This is a genomic window from Pseudomonas sp. HMSC076A11 (genome assembly GCF_001810205.1).
Classification (GTDB): Bacteria; Pseudomonadota; Gammaproteobacteria; order Pseudomonadales; family Pseudomonadaceae; genus Pseudomonas; species Pseudomonas aeruginosa.
This window is the reverse complement of record NZ_KV800309.1, coordinates 174771-193168: the sequence shown is the minus strand read 5'-3', so window position 1 is coordinate 193168 and position 18398 is coordinate 174771. Positions and strand designations below refer to the sequence as shown.

At 69.2% G+C, this 18398-nt stretch carries 15 protein-coding genes and 1 pseudogene; 8 read left to right on the top strand and 8 right to left on the bottom strand.

Annotated features, from left to right (window positions below; all coding sequences use genetic code 11):
• Positions 1-9 precede the first annotated feature (9 nt).
• Complete coding sequence (locus HMPREF2716_RS15925) at positions 10-816, bottom strand: AraC family transcriptional regulator (protein WP_003082516.1); 807 nt, start codon at positions 814-816, stop codon at positions 10-12.
• A 133-nt stretch (positions 817-949) separates the two neighbouring features.
• Between HMPREF2716_RS15925 and HMPREF2716_RS15920 the strand changes: the two genes are divergently transcribed.
• From HMPREF2716_RS15920 to HMPREF2716_RS15905, 4 genes are read left to right on the top strand one after another with little or no spacing between them, the layout of a single operon-like run.
• Complete coding sequence (locus HMPREF2716_RS15920; protein WP_003082517.1) at positions 950-1147, top strand: DUF1656 domain-containing protein; 198 nt, start codon at positions 950-952, stop codon at positions 1145-1147.
• Positions 1148-1159: 12 nt separating this feature from the next.
• Positions 1160-2068: an efflux RND transporter periplasmic adaptor subunit gene (locus tag HMPREF2716_RS15915; RefSeq protein WP_003112442.1), complete on the top strand. Its 909-nt coding sequence runs from the start codon at positions 1160-1162 to the stop codon at positions 2066-2068.
• Positions 2068-4107 carry an FUSC family protein gene (locus tag HMPREF2716_RS15910; protein WP_012614368.1) on the top strand — a complete coding sequence of 680 codons (2040 nt, stop codon included), beginning with the start codon at positions 2068-2070 and terminating at the stop codon, positions 4105-4107. The genes HMPREF2716_RS15915 and HMPREF2716_RS15910 overlap by 1 nt, the downstream gene beginning before the upstream one ends.
• Positions 4104-4361 carry a DUF2790 domain-containing protein gene (locus HMPREF2716_RS15905; RefSeq protein WP_031799869.1) on the top strand — a complete coding sequence of 86 codons (258 nt, stop codon included), beginning with the start codon at positions 4104-4106 and terminating at the stop codon, positions 4359-4361. The genes HMPREF2716_RS15910 and HMPREF2716_RS15905 overlap by 4 nt, the downstream gene beginning before the upstream one ends.
• A 21-nt stretch (positions 4362-4382) precedes the next feature.
• Here the strand turns inward: HMPREF2716_RS15905 and HMPREF2716_RS15900 are convergent, their stop codons facing one another.
• Positions 4383-4886, bottom strand: coding sequence for a thioredoxin family protein (locus HMPREF2716_RS15900; RefSeq protein ID WP_058013158.1), 504 nt, complete (start codon positions 4884-4886; stop codon positions 4383-4385).
• Between the two features lie 191 nt (positions 4887-5077).
• Between HMPREF2716_RS15900 and HMPREF2716_RS15895 the strand changes: the two genes are divergently transcribed.
• A complete protein-coding gene (locus HMPREF2716_RS15895; protein ID WP_031800474.1) occupies positions 5078-5860 on the top strand; it encodes an AraC family transcriptional regulator in 783 nt (260 codons plus the stop codon).
• A gap of 2 nt (positions 5861-5862) precedes the next feature.
• On the opposite strand, the gene HMPREF2716_RS15890 is transcribed toward HMPREF2716_RS15895, so the two are convergent.
• From HMPREF2716_RS15890 to HMPREF2716_RS29855, 4 genes are all read right to left on the bottom strand, one after another.
• On the bottom strand, positions 5863-7374 hold the full coding sequence (locus HMPREF2716_RS15890; protein WP_070621956.1) for an MDR family MFS transporter: 1512 nt from the start codon (positions 7372-7374) through the stop codon (positions 5863-5865).
• Positions 7364-8515, bottom strand: coding sequence for an HlyD family secretion protein (locus HMPREF2716_RS15885; RefSeq protein ID WP_003145368.1), 1152 nt, complete (start codon positions 8513-8515; stop codon positions 7364-7366). The genes HMPREF2716_RS15890 and HMPREF2716_RS15885 overlap by 11 nt, the downstream gene beginning before the upstream one ends.
• A complete protein-coding gene (locus HMPREF2716_RS15880; protein WP_012614365.1) occupies positions 8512-9960 on the bottom strand; it encodes an efflux transporter outer membrane subunit in 1449 nt (482 codons plus the stop codon). The genes HMPREF2716_RS15885 and HMPREF2716_RS15880 overlap by 4 nt, the downstream gene beginning before the upstream one ends.
• A 108-nt stretch (positions 9961-10068) precedes the next feature.
• Complete coding sequence (locus HMPREF2716_RS29855; RefSeq protein WP_003106937.1) at positions 10069-10203, bottom strand: hypothetical protein; 135 nt, start codon at positions 10201-10203, stop codon at positions 10069-10071.
• Between the two features lie 109 nt (positions 10204-10312).
• On the opposite strand from HMPREF2716_RS29855, the gene HMPREF2716_RS15875 reads away from it, so the two are divergent.
• On the top strand, positions 10313-12085 hold the full coding sequence (locus HMPREF2716_RS15875; RefSeq protein ID WP_033998033.1) for a S8/S53 family peptidase: 1773 nt from the start codon (positions 10313-10315) through the stop codon (positions 12083-12085).
• Between the two features lie 22 nt (positions 12086-12107).
• Here the strand turns inward: HMPREF2716_RS15875 and HMPREF2716_RS15870 are convergent, their stop codons facing one another.
• The gene (locus HMPREF2716_RS15870) at positions 12108-14684 is read right to left on the bottom strand and encodes a PAS domain-containing protein (protein WP_070621955.1); all 2577 of its coding nucleotides are present in this window, start codon (positions 14682-14684) and stop codon (positions 12108-12110) included.
• Between the two features lie 228 nt (positions 14685-14912).
• Positions 14913-15227 carry a LasR-specific antiactivator QslA gene (locus HMPREF2716_RS15865; protein WP_003086723.1) on the bottom strand — a complete coding sequence of 105 codons (315 nt, stop codon included), beginning with the start codon at positions 15225-15227 and terminating at the stop codon, positions 14913-14915.
• A gap of 1041 nt (positions 15228-16268) precedes the next feature.
• Here HMPREF2716_RS15865 and aprX point away from each other — a divergent pair.
• Together aprX and aprD are read left to right on the top strand one after the other, a co-directional pair.
• Positions 16269-17513 carry a type I secretion system-dependent protein AprX gene (gene aprX / locus HMPREF2716_RS15860; RefSeq protein WP_003122213.1) on the top strand — a complete coding sequence of 415 codons (1245 nt, stop codon included), beginning with the start codon at positions 16269-16271 and terminating at the stop codon, positions 17511-17513.
• A gap of 86 nt (positions 17514-17599) precedes the next feature.
• Positions 17600-18398 (top strand): annotated as a pseudogene (gene aprD / locus HMPREF2716_RS15855) (alkaline protease secretion ATP-binding protein AprD); the annotation flags it as partial.

Here is an 18398-nt window from a genome sequence, read left to right as displayed (position 1 = left end):
GACCTCCGTTCAGTCGGCTGGCCGCCGCATGCTGTCGCGCACGTAGCGGGCCGGGGGGCTGCCGAGCGCCTTGCGGAACATGCCGATGAACGAGCTGACCGACTCGTAGCCGAGGATCTCGGCGGTGCGTTGCACCGAAACGCCGGCGGACAGTTGCTGCAGGGCGATGATGATCTGCAATTGCTGGCGCCACTGGCCGAAGGTCATGCCGGTCTCCCGGCGCACCATCCGCGCCAGGGACCGCTCGCTCATCGCCACTCGCCTGGCCCATTCGGCCATGCTGGCGCGGTCGCCGGGGGCGCGGGTCAGTTCGTCGGCGATGCGGCGCAGGCCGCGGTTGTCCGGCAGCGGCAGGTAGAGCTGTTCGGTCGGCGCCTGTTCCAGGAGTTCCAGCAGCACCCCGGCGAGACGTGCGAGCGGGCCGTCGTGCGGATAGTCCTGCGGTTGCGCGCTCAGGTGCAGGATCAGTTCGAGGACCAGCGGCGACAGGGCCAGGGTGCAGCAGTCGCTCGGCAGGCGTGCCGCCCCCGGCTCGACGAAGAGGAAGCAGACCTTGCCGTTGGCGGTGACCCGGTTGCTATGGGCGATGCCGCCGGGAATCCACACACCGAACCCGGCCGGCACCATCCACAGGCCATCGGGCACCGTGCAGGTGATGCCGCCGCGGCAGGCCACCACCAGCTGGCCCTTGCGATGCCGGTGCACCGGCACTTCGGTGTCGTTGTGCCGGGCCTCCAGCTGCAGGGCCAGGGCCGGCTGGCCGAGCGCGTCGGGATCGAAGCGTTGGGCGAGGTAGGTCTGCGGTTCACGGCTCACGGCAGGTCCTTTGGTTGTCCGAATTCGATTATTTTCTGGCTGAGTAGTCGATATTTGCAAATCGCCACGACCCGTAGCCTGTGCTCGTCAACCCGACAGGAGCGGCCGACCGCTCCGCGCCCTCGATACCCTGGTGCCCTGCATGCTGAGCGAAGTCTCCGTTTCCGGCCTCTACGTGCCGCCATTGTTCCTCTACCTGTGCCTGGCGATGCCGCTCTACCTGCTGCTGGAGCGCCTCGCCTGGCGCTGGCTGGAATGCGCCTGGCATCCCGGCCTGCTGCGTTTCTTCCTGTCGTTCATCGTGCTGTCCGTGCTGGTGCTGAAGTTCTGAGCCGAGGTCCCCATGTCCATCGTTCGTCTTTCCAAGGTGGCTGCGACCTTCGCCTGCGGCCTGCTCGCCCTGTGCCTGGCGTTGCAGTTGTGGCAAGCCTACGTGCTGGCGCCCTGGACCCGCGACGGGCGGGTCAGCGCGCAGGTGATCCGCATCGCGCCGGAAGTCTCCGGCAGCGTCGAGGCGGTGTTCGTCGCAGATAACCAGCGGGTGGCCCGCGGCGATCCGCTGTACCGCATCGATCCGCGCAGCTATCGCCTGGCCGTGCGCCAGCGCGAGGCGGAGCTGGAGCAGGCGCGGGAAACCCTGCGCCAACGTGACGAGCAATGGCGCCGACGCATGCAGTTGGCCGGCGCGGTTTCGCGCGAGGAGGTCGCCAACGCCGGTCGCGCCCTGCGTATCGCCCGCGCCCGCGCCGAGGCCGCCGGGGCGGCGCTCGACCAGGCGCGGCTGGACCTGCGGCGCAGCGAGTTGCGCTCGCCGGTGGACGGCTATGTGACGCAGTTGCGCGTGCAGCCCGGCGATTACGCGGCGGCGGGCCGGACCAACATCTTCATCGTCGATCGGCGAAGCTTCTGGGTCACCGGCTATTTCGAGGAAACCAAGCTGCGCAATGTACAGGTCGGCGCGCCGGCGACGATCAAGCTGATGGGGTTCGATCCGCTGCTCGACGGCCATGTCGCGAGCATCGGTCGCGGTGTCGCCGACCTCAACGAAAGCCGTGCCGACAGCGGCCTGCCGCAGGTCAGCCCGAACTTCAGCTGGATACGCCTGGCGCAGCGCGTGCCGGTGCGCATCGAACTCGACCGGGTACCGGCGGGCGTGGTGCTTGCCGCTGGCATGACCGGCAGTGTCGAGGTGCTGCAGGCGGGGACCGCGCGGCACTGGCGGCTGACCCGCTGGTTGCAGGAGTACCTTTGATGGCGGCGTCGGCGTCCGGCGGGCGCGATTGGTACGCGGCGTTGCCGTTGCCCTGGCGGACCGACAGCCTGGACTACGTGCTGCGCAGCATCGGCGCTGCCGCTCTGGCGCTCGGCCTGGGGCTCTACCTGCAACTGGATTCGCCGTTTTCCGCGGCGTCCACTGTGCTGTTGCTGATCAATCCGGTGCAGGGAGCGGTGGTCGGCAAGGGCTGGTGGCGCGCCGTGGGTACCCTGGTCGGCACGCTCGCTGCCTTCGTCCTGACCGCGCTGTTCGCCCAGAAGATGCTGCTGTTCGTCGTCGCCCTGGGTTTCTGGCTGGGTCTCTGCGTCGGCGTCATGAGCCTGGTCCGGCACTTCTACGCCACCGCCGCGGTGGTCGCCGGCTACACCGTGTGCCTGGCGCTGGGATCGGCCATGGTCGAGCCCGAGGCGGCCTTCGAGCACATCGTCACCCGCGCCTCGGCGGTAATCGTCGGGGTCTGCTGCCTGAGCCTGGTGACCGTGCTCTTCAGCCGCAGGACCGTGTCCGGGCGGGTGCGCCAGCGTCTCGTCTCGCTCTGCGCGGCGACGCTGGCGCTGGTCGCTGCGCGGCATGCCGGTGCGGCTGACGGGGAACTGGAGCGCCGTCGCCGGACGCTGGCCGGCGAGGTCTACGCGGTAGACGACCTGCTGGGTGTCGGTCGAGCCGAGTCGCGGGCGCTGAGCGCTGCGCTCCCGGCGATCCGCGGTGGCCTGGCGGCGCTGTTTTCCACGCTGATGGAGTTCCGCTTCGCCGGCGAGACGCATTGGGCCCGGCGCTTGGCGGAGCGTGGACTGGCGCTGCCGATGGCCGACGACCTGTGCCTGCTGGGCGGCCAACTGGAGCGCGGCGAGCTCGACTTCGCCGGCGCCGCGCGACGGCTCGCGAGCTTGCGCGGTCGCCTGGCGGCGATTCGGCGCGGACTTCCGACAGACCAAGCGGATGCCTGTCGCGAAGGGCTGTTCATGGAGCGTCTCGACGAGCAACTGGATGACCTGCAGGCCGCCCTGCGGGGGTTCGCCCGGCTCGACGGCCGGGCCCGCGCCGACGTCCGCCCAGCGGCCTTCCATCGACATTACCGCGAGGCCTTGCGCAACGGCGCGCGAGCCTGGCTGGCGATGCTGGTCGGCGGCGCCCTGTGGTTCCTCAGCGGGTGGGACCAGGGGCCGACCCTGCTGGCGGTGCTCGGCCCCTACTGCACGCTGCTGGCAGCCTCGCCCTTTCCCGCCGAGGGCACGCGCAATTTCATTCGCGGCACGCTCTACGCGATACCTGCCGCATTGCTCTGCAAATTCCTTCTGCTACCGCTGATCAACGGTTTTCCATTGCTGCTGCTGTGCCTCGCCTTCTTCTGGTCGTTCGGTATCCAGGCCACCACAGTGCCCAGGCGGGCGTTGCAGGGAATCGCCTACCTGATCGCCTTCAACACCCTGGTCGCCACCGGCAATCTCGCCCGCTTCGATTTCGGCGACTTCGCCAACCAGTCCTGCGCCTGGGTGCTGGCGCTCTGCATCAGCCTGCTGGTCTACCGCCTGCTGCCGAAGGACCTGGAACGGCATTCGGCGTCGCTGCTCGACCATCTGCGCCGCGAGACCCTCGCCTTGCTGCGTCGTCGCGCCGGTTTCGACGCGCATGCCTGGCAGGCCCGCCAGCAGCATCGCATCGCCCAGTTGGGCGCGCTGCATGGCATGGAACATCCGCGCAGCGCGCTGGCCCTGCGCCTGGGCTTCGTATCCCTGCAACTCGGCCGCGAGTCGCGGCGCCTGTGGCGCGCCCTGGCCGGGCTCGACCCGGCCGCCGCGGAGGCGCGGTGGATCGAGCGCGCACTGCGAGCCATCGCCGTCCGCCATCGCGATCCGCCGCTCGCCGCGCGGCACGCACGCCGTGCCGGCGCCCGCCTGGCGGCCGCCGGCGAGTGGCGCCTGGCCGCGATCCTCACCGACCTCGCCTGGTTGCTCCGGGCCTATTCGCAAAGCGTCTCGTCCGACGGGGCGCAGCATGGAGAAAAGACCTCATGAAAACCTCGTTCTTGCTGGCCTTGCTGCTGTCCTGCTGGTCCCAGGTCCAGGCGGCGGACGACGACGGGAAAGAGTTGCCGCCGATCGAGCGCTACGACTACGGCATGCCGCTGGACATCGAGCGGGTGCTTTCCGTCACGCCGGTGCCGGCCAACTGTGGCGTGGTGCCGCTGGTGATGCTCTACCGCGACAGCGCCGGACGCCTACATCGCTTGCAGTACCGAGGCCTTGGCGCGGGCTGTTCGCGGCACTGAGAAGCGGGCGAAGGCGCTGTCTCAGCGCGCCGCGCCTTCGATGATCGCCAGGACGTCGCCGATGGCGTGCTCCAGGTAGTCGCCCGCCTTGTACGCCGCAAGCGCCTGCGGACCGCCGTCGAGCACCGCCTGCGGCCGTTCGACGAAGCGTCCGAGCAGGTTGAACTCCTCGTCCAGCACCAGTACCAGCGGAATCGGGATTCGCTCCAGCGCCAGGCGCTGGCGCAGGTCGTCCTCGGCGCGGCCCTTGGAAATGATCGCCAGCTCGATGTTCGGTTGCAGGCGCTGCGCGAAGTCCAGCGCGGCCAGGTTGATCTGGCAGTCCGGGCACCACATTTCCCCGGCGACCAGCAGGCGATAGCGCCGTTCGATGCTTTGCAGGCGTTCCGTCAGCGCGCTCGGCAGCCCGTTGCTTTCCAGCTTCTGCCGGAACCGCGCGACCGCGCCCTGTTCCGTGGCCAGGCCATGGCCGACGAAGGCGGCGAAGTCTTCTCCGATATCGAACAGTTCCGCGTAAGAGGCCATGCTGGTTTCGCTCCTGTACTTGGGGAGGGATGGCGCGGCGGATACGCCAGGTAGTCGCGCCACGCCGGGGCGGCCAGGGTAGCGCGCTCGCCGCGTCGCGGCGAGCGCCGGCGTGCTTCGCCGGGACTGGTCGTTAGCATGGCGCGGCTGGTAAAAAGACAGCGCCCCCACTGCCCGCCAAGGCCCGCCCGATGCTGATCGACCTGCCTTCCACCCGTCCGGTCTTCGCCTATGCCCAGGATTATCTCCACGGCGAGCGCGTCGAGCTGCACCTGCATTCGCGCGCGCAATTGATCCATGCGCTCAGCGGGGTGGTCACGGTCGGCACTGCCGAGGGCACCTGGGTGGTGCCGCCGGGACGCGGTGTCTGGTTGCCGGCCGGTATCGAGCATGCCCTGCGTTTCGCCGGCCAGGTGCGCATGCGCACCTTGTTCATCGCCCCGCAGGCGCGCCACGACCTACCGCGGGACTGCCGGGTGGTGGACGTGCCGCCGTTGCTGCGGCAATTGATCGTCGCGGCGATGCGGATCGCCCCGGACTACCCGCCGGGTGGCCGCGACGAGCGGGTGATGGAGCTGATCCTCGATGAACTGCGGGTGCTGCCGATCCTCGCCCTGCACGTGCCACAGCCGGTCGATCCGCGACTGGCGGCGCTGTGCCGCAGCCTGCGCGCCGAGCCGGCCGCCGACTGGAGCCTGGGCGATGCCGCGCGTCGCCTGGGCGTCAGCCCGCGGACCCTGACCCGCGCCTTCCAGCGCGAAACCGGTCTCAGCTTCGCCCAGTGGCTGCGGCGCATGCGCCTGCTCGCCAGCCTCGATGCGCTGGCGGCAGGGCACTCGATCCTCGAGGTCGCACTGGACCTCGGCTACGACAGCCAGAGCGCCTTCAGCGCCATGTTTCGCCGGACCCTGGGCGTTTCGCCGAGCCTCTATTTCGGCCGCGGCGCCGCCTACGGAGTGGCCGAGGGCGACTGAGTTCAGTCCTTCTGGCGCAGCATCAGCGAGGCCAGGGCGCAGGCCAGGAGCGCCACGCAGGAAAGGTAGAAGGCGTCGGAGTAGGCCATCAGGTAGGCCTGCTGGCGCACCCCGTGGTCGAGCAGGGCCAGCGCCTGCTGCTGCTCCGGCAGTTGTATCCGCACCTGGCCACCGCCCAGGCGCTGCTGCAGGGCGCCGTCGAAGATCGTCAGGGTCTCGCCGATCCGCTCGGAGTGGAAGCGCTCGCGCAGCGAGACCAGTTGCGTCAGCAGCGCGGTGCCGATCGCGCCGCCGAGGTTGCGCAGCATCGAGATCAGCGCCGAGGCCGAGCCGGCCTGGGCCTTGTCCAGGCCCTTCACCGCCAGTACCGAGAGCGCGACCATGATCAGCGGCTGGCCGATGCCGCGCACGACGATGGAGGGGATGATCACGTTGCGTCCCGCGTCGGCGTTCAGGTGCGCGCCCATCCAGCAGCCCAGGGCCATGATCGCGAAGCCGCCGGCCACCAGCAGCTTGGGGTTCAGCCAGCGCATCAGGCGCGGCAGCAGCGGCGCCAGGAGCAGTTGCACGAGGCCGTAGAGGATCAGGCTGTCGCCGATCTGCCGGGCGTTGAAACCCTGCAACTGGGACAGGTAGTTGGGCACCAGAAACACCAGGCCGAAGGTCGCCGCGCCGAACACCGCCATCGCCAGGCTGGACACGCCGAAGTTGTAGCTGCCCAGCAGGCGCAGGTTGATGAACGGCCGCGCGCCCCACAGTTGGCGCTGTACGAAGAGCAGCAGGGCGAGCACGGCGAGGACGGCGAAGGTGCGGATGAAGCCGGACTCGAACCAGTCGCGGCGGCCACCTTCCTCCAGCACGATCTGCAGCGCGCCGAGGCCGGCGACCATCGCGCCGATGCCGAGCCAGTCGGCCTGGCGCAGGCGTTCGCGGTCGCCGTCGCGGGGGCGGATCGACCAGGCCACCGCGGCCAGCATGGCGATCCCCGGCATCAGTTGCAGGAGAAAGATCCAGCGCCAGGAATAGGCATCCGCCAGCCAGCCGCCGATCGACGGGCCGGCGGCCTGGGCCACACTGTTGGAAAGGCTGAACAGCGCCATGCCGAGGGGTACCCGGCTGGACGGCAGCTCGGTGAGGATCAGTTGCATCGACAGCGGGATCAGCACCGCCCCCGAAGCCCCCTGGATCACCCGGATCAGGATCAGCGTCGACAGGTTCGGCGCCAGCGCGCAGCTCAGCGAACTGAGCAGGAACCCCAGCGAGCCGAGGAGCATCACCCGGCGCAAGGAGAACACTTCCACCAGCCAGGCGGTAAGCGGGATCATGCTGATTTCCGCGACCAGATAGGCGGTGGAGATCCACGAGCCCTCCTCGAAGGTGGCTCCCAGCGCGCCTTCTATCTCCGGCAGCGCCGCGCTGGTGACGTGCACGTTCATGCCGGCCATGAAGCAGCCGAACAGGCCGCCGGTGACGGCGACCCAGGCACGCAGCGATACCTTGTCGTCAGCGCTCATCGGCGGAGGCTCCGTCCGGTTCGCGAGTGTCCACGGTGGCGATCACCGACATCCCCGGAAGCAGCCGGCCCCGCTCGGCGGCGTCGGCGTCCAGGCGGATACGCACCGGGAAGCGCTGGACGATCTTGGTGAAGTTGCCGGTGGCGTTGTCCGGCGGCAGCAGCGCGAATACCGCGCCGGAGGCCGGCGCCACGCTGTCGACGCGGCCGCGCCAGCGGCGGCCGAACGTGTCCACCTCCAGCTCTACCGGTTGCCCGGGGCGGATGCGTTCGAGCTGGGTCTCCTTGTAGTTGGCCACCACGTAGGCCTGCTCCAGCGGCACCACCGCCAGCAGCGGCAGCCCCGGCGTGACGTACTGGCGCAGGCGCACCTTGCGCTGGCCGACGCGGCCGGCGAATGGGGCGCGGATTTCGGTATCGTCCAGGGCGTGGCGCGCCAGTTCGCGCGCTGCCGCGGCTTCCTGCAGCTCCGCCTGGCGCTGGGCGAGCGCCGCCTCCGCCTCGCGTCGCCGGCTCTTCAGTACGTCCCTGGCGGCGCGCTGGCGGCCTTCCTCGGCGCTTGCCCGCCGCGCCGCCGCCCGCGCTCGCTGGTGCGCCGCGTCGGCGTTCTCCAGGCGCTGGCGACTGGTGGCATGCTCGTCGGCCAATTGCCGGTAGCGTCGCCAGTCGGTCTCGGCGCGGCGCCATTCGGCTCGCGCCGCTTCGCCATCGGCGCGGGCGCGGCTGATCGTCTGCGCCTGCTCCAGCAGTTGCCGATCGAGGGTCTCCAGCTTCGCGCGCTGGGCTTCCAGCGCCGCCTGCGCCGCCGCTTCGCGGGCCTCGGCGGCGCGCAGGCGCTGGCGGAAGTCGCGCGGGTCCAGGCGCAGCAGCAGGTCGCCGGCCTGGACGTCGGCGTCGTCGGCCACCAGCACCTCGGCGACGTAGCCGGAGACCTGCGCGCTGACCGCCACCCAGTCGGCGCGTACATAGGCATCGTCGGTGCCCTCCAGGAAGCGTCCGCTGCTCCACCACCAGGCCAGCAGGGCGGCGAGCGCGATGGCGCCGGCGAGGCCGCCCAGCAGCCAGGTTCGGCGCCGGCGCGTGGCTGCTGGCATGGTTTCGCCAGTGGTGTGTTCGATGGGTTCCCTGATTGCCTGGTTCATTGTCCGTTTTCCTGATGGGAGGGGCTGGGAGCGGCTTGCCAGCCGCCGCCGAGAGCCCGGAACAGTTCGACCTGGCGCTCGGCGACGCGCATCTCGGCGTCGACCAGGCGCGCCCGGTCGGCGACCAGGCTGCGTTGGCTGTCGAGCAGCTCGAGGGCATCGAGGGCGCCGGCGCGATAGTTGCTGCGCGCCAACCGGTAGGCGTGGCGCTGCTCGTCGAGGGCACGCTGGAGGTCGGCACGCCGCTGGCGCTCGCCGGCATACAGCGCCAGGGCACGCTCGACCTCGCGCAGGGCGCCGAGCACCGCTCCGTCGAAGCGCGCCAGGGCGGCGTCGCGCTCTGCCGCTGCGCTGTCCAGGCGGCCTCGCGCGCTTTCCCGGTTGGGGAAGCGCCAGCTCAGCAGCGGGCCGGCCGCGTAGGCCAGCGCGCCGCTGCCGCCGAGGCCGGCGAGGGTCACTGCGGAGGTCTCGGCGCCGACGGCGAAGCTGATGCGCGGGTACAGCTCGGCTTCGGCCAGCGCGCGCCGGGCGTCGGCGGCGGCGAGCCGGCGCTCGGCCGCGCGGACGTCCGGGCGGCGCGCCAGCAGGCTCCAGCCGTCGCCGGTGGGCAGGGCACGGCGCAGTTGCGGTATGCCGGCGCAGGTCGCGGCAGGAGCGTCCAACTGGCGCGGCGAGCGCCCGCTGAGCAGCGCCAGTTCGTAGAGTGCCGCGCGCCGCCGCGCCTCGAGCATCGGCAGCGCGGCGCGGGTCCGCTCGCGCAAGGCCAGCAGCCGGCGTCGCTGCAGCTCGCTGGAAAGGCCGGCGGCGAGCTGGCGTTCGCTCAGCGCCAGGCTCGCGTCGAGCAGGCCGACCGATCGGCGTTGTACCTCTGCCCGTCGCGCCAGGGCGCAGGCGCGGACGTAGGCGAGGGTGGTCTGGCTGGCCACGCTGACCCTGAGCAGGTCGCGCGCCGCTTGCGCCGCTTCGGCATCCGCCTTCGCCGCGGCGATGCGGGCGCGGACTTCGCCCCACAGGTCCAACTGGTAGGACAGGTCGAGGCGGGCGGTGTGTTTCCACTGGCTGTGCAGGTCCTCGTCGGTGGCTTCGGCGAGGGTCTGGTCGTCGCCGTCGCGCCCATACTGGTAGCCATAGCCGACCTCGGTCCGTGGCCAGCGTTCGCCCTGTGCGCCGCGCAGATGGCCGAGGAGCGCGCGGGCATGGGCATCGGCTGCGGCCAGGTCGCGGTTGTGGCGCAGCGCGGCGGCCACCAGGTGGTTCAGCCCAGGGTCCTGGTAGAGCGTCCACCACTGGGCGGGCAGCGCGTCGCCGCGGGTTCCCGCCACCCTCGACAGGCCAGGGTCGAGGCTTTCCGCGCGTGGCGCGGGTTGGTTGCGGTTCGCGCAGCCCAGCGCGGTGGAGATCCCCAGCGCCAGCGCCACGCAACGCAGATGACTGGCAAGCGGCATTGCCCTGCTCCCGTGTCTGAAAGAGCGGGGAACGGTAAGGCAGGCGCAGGCGGCCTGCGCCGGCAAAAGCGCCAGTCATCGTCGCGAAATGGACAGTCGGCGGATTTTTCAGCGTTGCCGCATCAGGTACGGGCCGCAGCCCTGGGCCAGCAGCCCGGCCGGGATGGCCAGCAGGGAGATGCGGTGGATCTGCCGGGAGCAGCGGTTCACCCCGCCTTCGACGAGGCGCAGGCGCTGGAACAACTGGTGGGCTAGCCTGCGCCTTGGCGTGGCCGGGGGCCCGCCTTCAACCTGAACGAAGCGTTTCGCCAGGTGGTCGGAACAACAGGTCCCCGTTATGGAAGCCGAGTCCATGCCGCTGCGCCGTGCCGTTTTCGCCATCCTTTTCGCGTCCCTGGGCAGTCCTTTGGTCGCCGCCGAAACACCCCTGCGCCTGGAGCGCCTGGAGCGCTGCGGCGATCTCCTGGCCAGCGAGCGGCAGGAGTGGTGCCTGCGCGTGCGCGGCCTGGGCGCCGGCCTGCCGCGCCTGTTGCTGGACGGCCGCGAACTGCCGGCCACCGCCCTGCGGCGCGAGGGCGACGGCCTGCGGCTCCGCCTGGACCGCCGTGGCCACGCCAGCGGTCCGCTTTGGCTGGAGCAGGGCGGGCGCAGCAGCAATCCGGTATGGCTGACCCTGAACGGCAGTCATGTGCTCGCCGCCGGTCCCGACGAGGTGGCGAAGAACATGGATGGCCTGACCACCTACGTCGACCTGGTCAGCCTGTTGATCGAGGAGAACCACGACGGTCGCCGGGAGGCCGAACGCCTGGCCGATAAATATGGCGCGCGGGTGGTCGGCGCGATCCCGCCGTTGAACCTCTACCAGTTGCGCCTGCCGGCGCGCGACCTCGTCCAGCGCGACGCGCTGGTCCTCCGCATCGGCAGCGAGACCAGCGTGGACGCCGTGGTGGTGGAGGAGTCCGCGCCGGAGAAGGGCGAGGAAACCGAGGCGGCGCGCCGGCCCGTGGACAAGCCGGACAGCGACTCCGACGAGTGGGCGGCCAATCGTTTCATGGACGCGGTGAACTATTACCAGCGTCGGGTCCGCGCCCGCCAGGCGCCGCTGGAGACCCGCCCGGTGCGCATCGGGGTGATCGAGCGCGACGTCGACTTCGACGCTCCCGACTTCGCCGACTACCTCGGCCCCTGCAAGGCGCCCGCACCGCGTACCTGCCTCTACGCGCGCGATGCCGAACGTCCCGACAACCACGGTTCGGCGGTCGCCGGCATCCTCGCCGCGCGCTGGGACCAGGGCGGCAACAGTGGTTTCCTGCGTGGGTTGGACCGCGCCAGCCAGGGTTTCGAAGTGATCGTCGAGCGCAATTCGGATGCTGGCATCACGGCCAACGTCGCCGCCTCGGTGAACCTGGTGGAGGATGGCGTGCGGGTGCTCAACTGGAGCTGGGGCATCCACCGCGTCGGCGCTCGCGACGTCGATGGCGACGAGGTGGATTCGCTGGTGCGCTCGGGGATTGCCATGAGCGGCTACGAGGAGTTGCTCGAGGAGTTCTTCCTCTGGCTGCGCAAAGAGCATCCGGACGTGCTGGTGGTCAACTCCGCCGGCAACGGCTCGTCCTACTCCGGTACCGACGAATACCGCCTGCCGTCCTCCTTCGTTACCGAGCAGTTGCTGGTGGTGGGCGGCCACCAGCGCAGCGAGCGCCAAGGCCTGGCGGTGGACGACCCGGCCTACGCGGTCAAGCGCAGCACCTCGAACGTCGACATGCGGGTGGATGTCACCGCCGCCGCCTGTACCCATGCCTCGACCCTGGAGCGGGACGCGCGGGGCGAGGTGCACTGCGGCACCTCCTATGCCACGCCGATGGTCGCCGGCACGGTCGCCGCCATGCTTTCCCTCAACCCGCGGCTGCGACCCGAGGAGATCCGCATGCTGCTCCGGCGCAGCGCCATGACCATCGGCGGCGACTACGATTTCGAGCCGGCCGATGCCGAGGACCTCACCGCACCGATCCTGCCCTCGGAGCGCGGCTACCGCCTGGACCACCGCGACGTCGGCCGCTCGGCGCGGCTGGACATGCAGAAAGCCCTGGACCTGGCGGTGAAGAGCCGCGAGCGCGTGCGCTGAGGCGTTCCGCCGGCCCGGGGCCTCACGGCGAGGCTTCCAGCAGCCGGGCGAGGCGTTCGGCGAGTTCGTTGTGGCGGAACGGCTTGGTCAACACCTCGAAGCCGTTGAGTTGCTCGGGCCTGAGGTTGGCGTAGCCGGTGATGACCAGCACCGGCAATTGCGGGAAGTGCTGGCGCAGTTCCTCGGCAAGCTGCACGCCGGTCTTGTCGGCCATGAGATGGTCGGTGACCAGCAGGTCGGGCGCCAGGCCGCGCTCGACCTCGCCCAGGGCTTCCTCCGCCGACGCCGCCTCGCTGACCTGGTAGCCGAGATCGCCGAGCAGCAGCGCGGTGGTGTAGCGCACCATCCTGTCGTCGTCGACCAGCAGCACGTGGGTCGGCCGCAACGCCTCCGGTGCGTCCGGGCAGCTTTCTGCGGTGGATTGCGTCTGCTCCGCGGTGATCGGCAGCCAGATGCTCACCCGGGTCCCCTTGCCGATCTCCGAGTGGATGCCCAGGCCGCCGCCGGACTGGGCGACCAGGCCCTGGACCATCGACAGGCCGAGGCCGGTGCCCTTGCCCACGCCCTTGGTGGAAAAGAACGGCTCCATGCAGCGGGCCAGCACCTCGGCGGGCATGCCTCCGCCGTTGTCGGCGACTTCCAGGCACACGTAGCGGCCGGCGCCGAGACCGTCCACCGCGCCGTCGATCACCAGGTCGGTCCGCGCGCCTATTTCCAGGCGGCCGCCTTCGCCCATGGCGTCGCGGGCGTTCACCGCGAGGTTGAGGATGGCCAGTTCGAACTGGTGCGGATCCACCACCACCGCCGGCAGGCGTTCCGGGATCTCGATGCGGACCTCGATGGTCGGGCCGAGCGAGCGCTCGATCAGGTCGTGCATGCCTTCGACCAGCTCGCGCAGGGCCACCGCCTGCGGCTTGAGGGTTTGCCGGCGGGCGAAGGTGAGCAGGCGACCGACGAGGTTCCGCGCCCGTTCGGCGGACTGTAGCGCGCCGTCGATGAGGTCGGTGGAGCGGGCGTCGTCGAGCCGCCGGCGGATCAGTTCCAGCGAGGCCATGATCGGCGTCAGCAGGTTGTTGAAGTCATGGGCGATGCCGCCGGTCAACTGGCTGACCATCTCCATCTTGCGTGCCTCGTGAAGCTGCGCCAGGGCGCTTTCGCGCTGGGCGAGCATGGTCGCGACACGTTCTTCCAGGCTTTCGTTGAGTTCGCGCAGCTCGTTCTCGGCGCGTACCCGCGCGCTGATGTCCATGCACACGCAGAGCAGGCCGCTGGCGGCATGCTGCTCGTCCACCAGCGGCGTGACCTGGTTCTGCACCCACACCGTATCGCCGTCGGGGCGAACGTAGCGGCCGCTCATCTCGAACGCCGCGCCGGTCGCTCCGCCTGGCGCCGCGGGGAGGGCGAAGTCGGCGGGGTCGAGGATGTCCTGCATGCGCAGGCCGAGCAGGGTCTCGCGCGAACGGCCGGCGATCTCGCAGTAGCGATCGTTGACCCGGGTGAAGCGCCAGTTCCGGTCGCATACCGCGATGCCCGCGCTGGCCTGGTCGAACATCGCCGCCAGTTGCGCGGAACTGGTGCGCAGCGCCAGCTCCGCGCGGGCATGGGTGAGCGAGGTCCAGGCCAGCTTGGCGGCTTCCTCCGCCAGGCGGCGCGGATCTTCGCCGAGCGCCTGCGGATGGGCGAAGTGGATCGCCAGCAGCGCCTCCAGCCGGCCGTGGCGCAGCACCGGGACGTGCAGCGTGGCGCCCAGCCCCAGGCGCGCGCGGCTCGCCGCCTCGTCGAGACTCATGCCGCGCTCCCCGGCGAGGTCTTCCCGCGCCACGCTGCGTCCGGCATGCAGTTCGCCGGACAGGGTGGCGCCGAACGCCAGGTAGCGATGCCGACCGACCGCCGAGCGGCCGTCGTGGAGATAGTCGCGATGAACCTGGAAGGTCATGCCGTCGCCGTTGTCCTCGCCGAAGAATATCCGCGACGCGCCCAGCTCCTCGCCGAGCCGGCGCAGGGCGGTGGCTTCGATTTCCAGGGGATCGGCCAGGGACGGCAGGGTCTGGCCCAGTTCTAGGAGGAACGCCTGGCGGCGTTCGAAACGCACCCGCTCGGTGGTCTCGGTGACGATGCACAGCACGCCGCCGACGGAACCGTCGGTTTCCCGCACCGCCGAATAGGACACGTCGAAATAGACCGTCTCGCCGCGTCCATGGCGTTCGATGTAGAAGGGCCGATCCTTTGCCGCGAAGGTTTCACCGGTCTCGTACACCCCGCGCAGCAGCGGTTCGAGGTCATCCCACAGCTCCCGCCAGTTCTCTATCGCCGGCCGGCCGAGGGCGCGCGGATGCTTGTCGCCGATGCTCGGCGCGTAGGCATCGTTGTACAGGGCGACGAATTCCGCGCCCCAGAACAGCACGATCTGCGCCTTGGCCGGCAGCAGCGTGGCCATCGTCGTCTTCAGGCTCGCCGACCAGGCGTCCGGCGGGCCGAGGGGCGAACCGGCCGCGTCGAGGCTGAGCAACAGTTTCCCGACCGCTCCTCCGTTGGCCAGGAAGGCCGGTGGATGGTCGAGGGTGTTCGGGTCCGGTTCGATGGTGAAAGGCTGTGCCATGTCTGCGGAGTCTTGCTCGGTTCCGGTTGAGGTGGTGGGTCGTATGGAACATAGGAGGGCGGTGGGTGCGCTTGCGTTCAATCCGGCTGGGCGGGATGGCGCACGGGGGCGCTCGACCGTTACCGCGAGGCGGAGCCTGGCGACGATTTCGTACGCGGTGCCCGAGACCGCGATGGAGACCTGACGTCGGGGCGAACGACGCCACCGGCGTCATTCGCCATGGTCGGGTCAACCGGAACGTCGAGCGGCTACCAGGCGCTGCTGCAGGCGCGTCAGGAAGGCCACTTCGAAGGCGGTCTTCTGCATCGGTGTGGGCAGGCTGTCGCGGCCGAAGGCGAAGGCGGTCCAGAGCTGGCCTTCGATCTGGTCGGCAAGCCAGTTCTCGGCCTGGCGGACGCCCTTGTCGATGGCGGGCTGGGCGGGAACCGGCCAGAGCAGGGAGAGACCGGGTTGCCGGTCGGCGGGGGGAATCTCGACCATCAGGTCCTTGTAGCGTTCGATGATTGCGTCGACGTGGGTCTTTTCCTTTTCATCCTTCGTCATGCTGGGTACTCCGTTTCTGAGAGTCACATGACCTGCCGCCTTCGCTGTCAATCGATGGAGGCAGGATCGCGCAGGGTTGACAGACCGGGAAACGGAACCGGCAGACCACGAGGGTCTCCCCACGCGATCCGCCATGAAGGCCCGCAGTTGGAAAACTGCGGTCGAGCCGATGCCTGCAAAAGCATTCGCTGCTTTCGCATGCACCGCTCGGCGCATCGCGCCGTCTCTTCGGGCTGTCAAACCCGGTCACGGATTTGGCCGTGACGGGCGCAGGATAGGGGCAGGCAAGGCGGGGAGCAAGGGCGGGAACGGGTGACGGCAGAGGCTATCGGCAGGCAAGGCGTTGGCTGAAGCGATTCATGGAAATAACCCGGCCTTGGAGCGCGCCGTTAATCATCGTTTACCAGGAGAAAACAATCCGCCTGGACTGTTCGATTCAATATTTTGTGATGCGCTTCACGTAATAAGAGTATTCCTTATGAGCCACGCAAAAGTGTCATTCGCTTCTTCGAAGAGGGCGCTGCCGAAGTTTCACGCTAGTTGGGCACGCCGCGAGGGCGGCTCGGCACTTTGGTGCATAAGGATATAACCCTTTCTTCATTTCTGATTTTCGTCAGAGTTCGTACCGGGGCGACCGTCCGTCATTCGATATTAATTAAAAGCGTCAATAATCCGTTTAGGAATCAGGGGCTTGGAAATCCACCTGGCAGAACTGACAGGTCGGTATGCCCAACCAAAGTATTGAACTGATTTAAGTGGTGGTACAAATTTGCCTTTCCCATGTTAGTCCTACTTAACAGGCGAAGCGGTGGAGAGCGCTCTGTTGCGGGCTGCTCGGGATTAAATGGGTTTCGCCCTCGGGGGGCTCCTGTCTTCCAATAAAAACAAGTTGTCGCCAGGCCTGATGAACTTTCAGGTACCCGCGTTCCGTTTTCTCGCGGAACTCACTGACTGCGCTTAACCGCGTGACCGGTTCGGTCGGTAAACAGCGACCTGCGCCGGAAACGCGATAACCGAGACAACTCAATCGAGGAACAGAAGATGGGATTATTCAATGCAGCCGCGAACCTGTTCGGCCAGGTCTACGAGCGTGCGACGCAGGTGGCCGCCACCGCCGTCACGGCGGTGGCGGACGTGGCCAGGACATTGGTGGGCTCCACCGTCGACGCCGTGGAGCAGCAGGTGCACGAAGCGCTTACATCGGTGCATGACGCCGTTGCCAGCGTGGAGCAGGCGCTGGAGGGTACGGTCGGCGCGGTGGCCGGCACGCTCGGCGAGATCGCCGGCGACGCCCTCGACACCGTAGGCTCCGCGGTCGGCACGCTGGGCGGGCTGGCCGGCAACTCGCTGGCGATCGCCGACGACTTGTTGCACGGGCGCGTCGAGCCGGAGGATTACCTGAAGCTGGTCGGTGACCTGGGGCAGGGCGTCGGTGCCACCGTCGGCCATGCCTGGGAATTCGGCAGCGACAGCCTGAAGGCCGCCAACGATCTCTACCACGCCGCCTACCAGGGTGGCTCGCTAAGCCTCGGCAATAGCGACGGCCTGCTCGGGGTCAATGTGATCGGCTCGCTGCTCGGCGGCAATCACGACCAGGGCGTGATTCCCGATAGCCGCGGCATCCTCGGCCCGCTGCCGATCAACGTCTCCCTCACCGAGCAAGGCCTGACCTTCGGCGGCGAGACGCCGCTGACTCCGCTGGTCACCGCAGCCCTGGCGCTGAATCCGATCACCGCGCCGCTGGTGCCGGTGCTGGCGCCGCTCAACCTCGGCGGCCTGGGAGTGGTCGGCTCGGTCGACAAGGAAGGCTTCAGCGCCAAGTTCTACGGTATCGCCGGACCCAGCTACAACCTCGGCGTGGCCAATCTCGGCGGCACCCTGGAGCTGGGTAGCTACAACGAGGTCAAGCTGCTGAGCTGGAACGAGGTGACCCTCAAGGACCTGCCCATCGTCGGCGGCATCCTCGGCTACGTGCCGGTGGTCAAGGACATCGGTGTCTCGCTGCCGACGCTGGACCTGCACTTCGACAGCAAGCTGTATGCGCAAACGATTGCCGGTGTCGATGTCGCCGGGGTCGGGCCGAAGGGCCAGATCGAGCTGGTGCATGACCTCGACAATGACCTGTCGATCGTCGCCGGTATCGCCGGGGATACCGCGCACAGCGCACTGGACGGGGCCGGCAAGGTGCTCGCGGCGCTGCTCGGCCACGGCGGCGAAGCGGCGCCGCCGACAATCCAGCTGATCGGCGCCGACCCGGCGCCGGAGCATCAGGCCCTGGCCGCCTGACGGCGAGGGAACGCCCGGCACAGGGAGGTGCCATCCGGGCTCATTCGGGATTCCAGCGGCAGTCGTGGCAGAAGTGAGCGCGCTCGATGGCAAGGCTCGGTTCCAGCGTTACCAACGAAATCAAACAGGCCCTGGCGGCCAGCCGCGGCGCATTGCGCAGCGTGGCGGCGTTCTCCGGGGTGATCAACCTGCTGATGCTGGTGCCCTCGCTGTACATGCTGCAGGTGTACGACCGCGTGCTGTCCTCGGCCAACGAAGTCACCCTGTTGATGCTGACCCTGATGGCGCTTGGCGTGTTCGTCTTCATGGGCGCGCTGGAGGCGCTGCGCAGCTTCGTCCTGGTGCGGGTCAGCGAACGCTTCGACGGCCAGTTGCACGGGCGGATCTACGCCGCCGCCTTCGAACGCAACCTGCGCGCCGGCGGCCAGGAGGCCAGCCAGGCGCTGCACGACCTGACCACCCTGCGCCAGTTCATCACCGGCCAGGCGCTGTTCGCCTTCTTCGACGCACCCTGGTTCCCGGTCTACCTGCTGGTGATCTTCCTCTTCGACCCCTGGCTCGGCCTGCTCTCGCTGGTCGGCGCGCTGGCCCTGATGGCCCTCGCCTGGTTCAACGAACGCGCCACCCGTGCGCCGCTGGCCAAGGCCGGCGAGTTGTCGATCAAGTCCGGCCAACTGGCCAGCAACAACCTGCGCAACGCCGAGGTGATCGAGGCGATGGGCATGCTCGGCAGCATGCGCGGGCGCTGGGAACGGCTGCACCAGGCGTTCCTCGACCAGCAGAGCCTGGCCAGCGAGCGCGCGGCGCGGATCAACGCGCTGAGCAAATACCTGCGCATCGCCCTGCAATCCCTGGTGCTCGGCCTCGGCGCCTGGCTGGCGGTGG

Bases quoted from the DNA above. Each gene is read 5' to 3' on its own strand.
- HMPREF2716_RS15875 (WP_033998033.1), top strand. From the start codon at position 10,313: ATGCCGCTGCGCCGTGCCGTTTTCGCCATCCTTTTCGCGTCCCTGGGC.
- HMPREF2716_RS15885 (WP_003145368.1), bottom strand. From the start codon at position 8,515: ATGAACCAGGCAATCAGGGAACCCATCGAACACACCACTGGCGAAACC.
- HMPREF2716_RS15865 (WP_003086723.1), bottom strand. From the start codon at position 15,227: ATGACGAAGGATGAAAAGGAAAAGACCCACGTCGACGCAATCATCGAA.
- HMPREF2716_RS15900 (WP_058013158.1), bottom strand. From the start codon at position 4,886: ATGGCCTCTTACGCGGAACTGTTCGATATCGGAGAAGACTTCGCCGCC.
- HMPREF2716_RS15890 (WP_070621956.1), bottom strand. From the start codon at position 7,374: ATGAGCGCTGACGACAAGGTATCGCTGCGTGCCTGGGTCGCCGTCACC.
- HMPREF2716_RS15915 (WP_003112442.1), top strand. From the start codon at position 1,160: ATGTCCATCGTTCGTCTTTCCAAGGTGGCTGCGACCTTCGCCTGCGGC.
- HMPREF2716_RS15870 (WP_070621955.1), bottom strand. From the start codon at position 14,684: ATGGCACAGCCTTTCACCATCGAACCGGACCCGAACACCCTCGACCAT.
- HMPREF2716_RS15895 (WP_031800474.1), top strand. From the start codon at position 5,078: ATGCTGATCGACCTGCCTTCCACCCGTCCGGTCTTCGCCTATGCCCAG.
- HMPREF2716_RS15880 (WP_012614365.1), bottom strand. From the start codon at position 9,960: ATGCCGCTTGCCAGTCATCTGCGTTGCGTGGCGCTGGCGCTGGGGATC.
- HMPREF2716_RS15905 (WP_031799869.1), top strand. From the start codon at position 4,104: ATGAAAACCTCGTTCTTGCTGGCCTTGCTGCTGTCCTGCTGGTCCCAG.
- aprX (WP_003122213.1), top strand. From the start codon at position 16,269: ATGGGATTATTCAATGCAGCCGCGAACCTGTTCGGCCAGGTCTACGAG.
- HMPREF2716_RS15910 (WP_012614368.1), top strand. From the start codon at position 2,068: ATGGCGGCGTCGGCGTCCGGCGGGCGCGATTGGTACGCGGCGTTGCCG.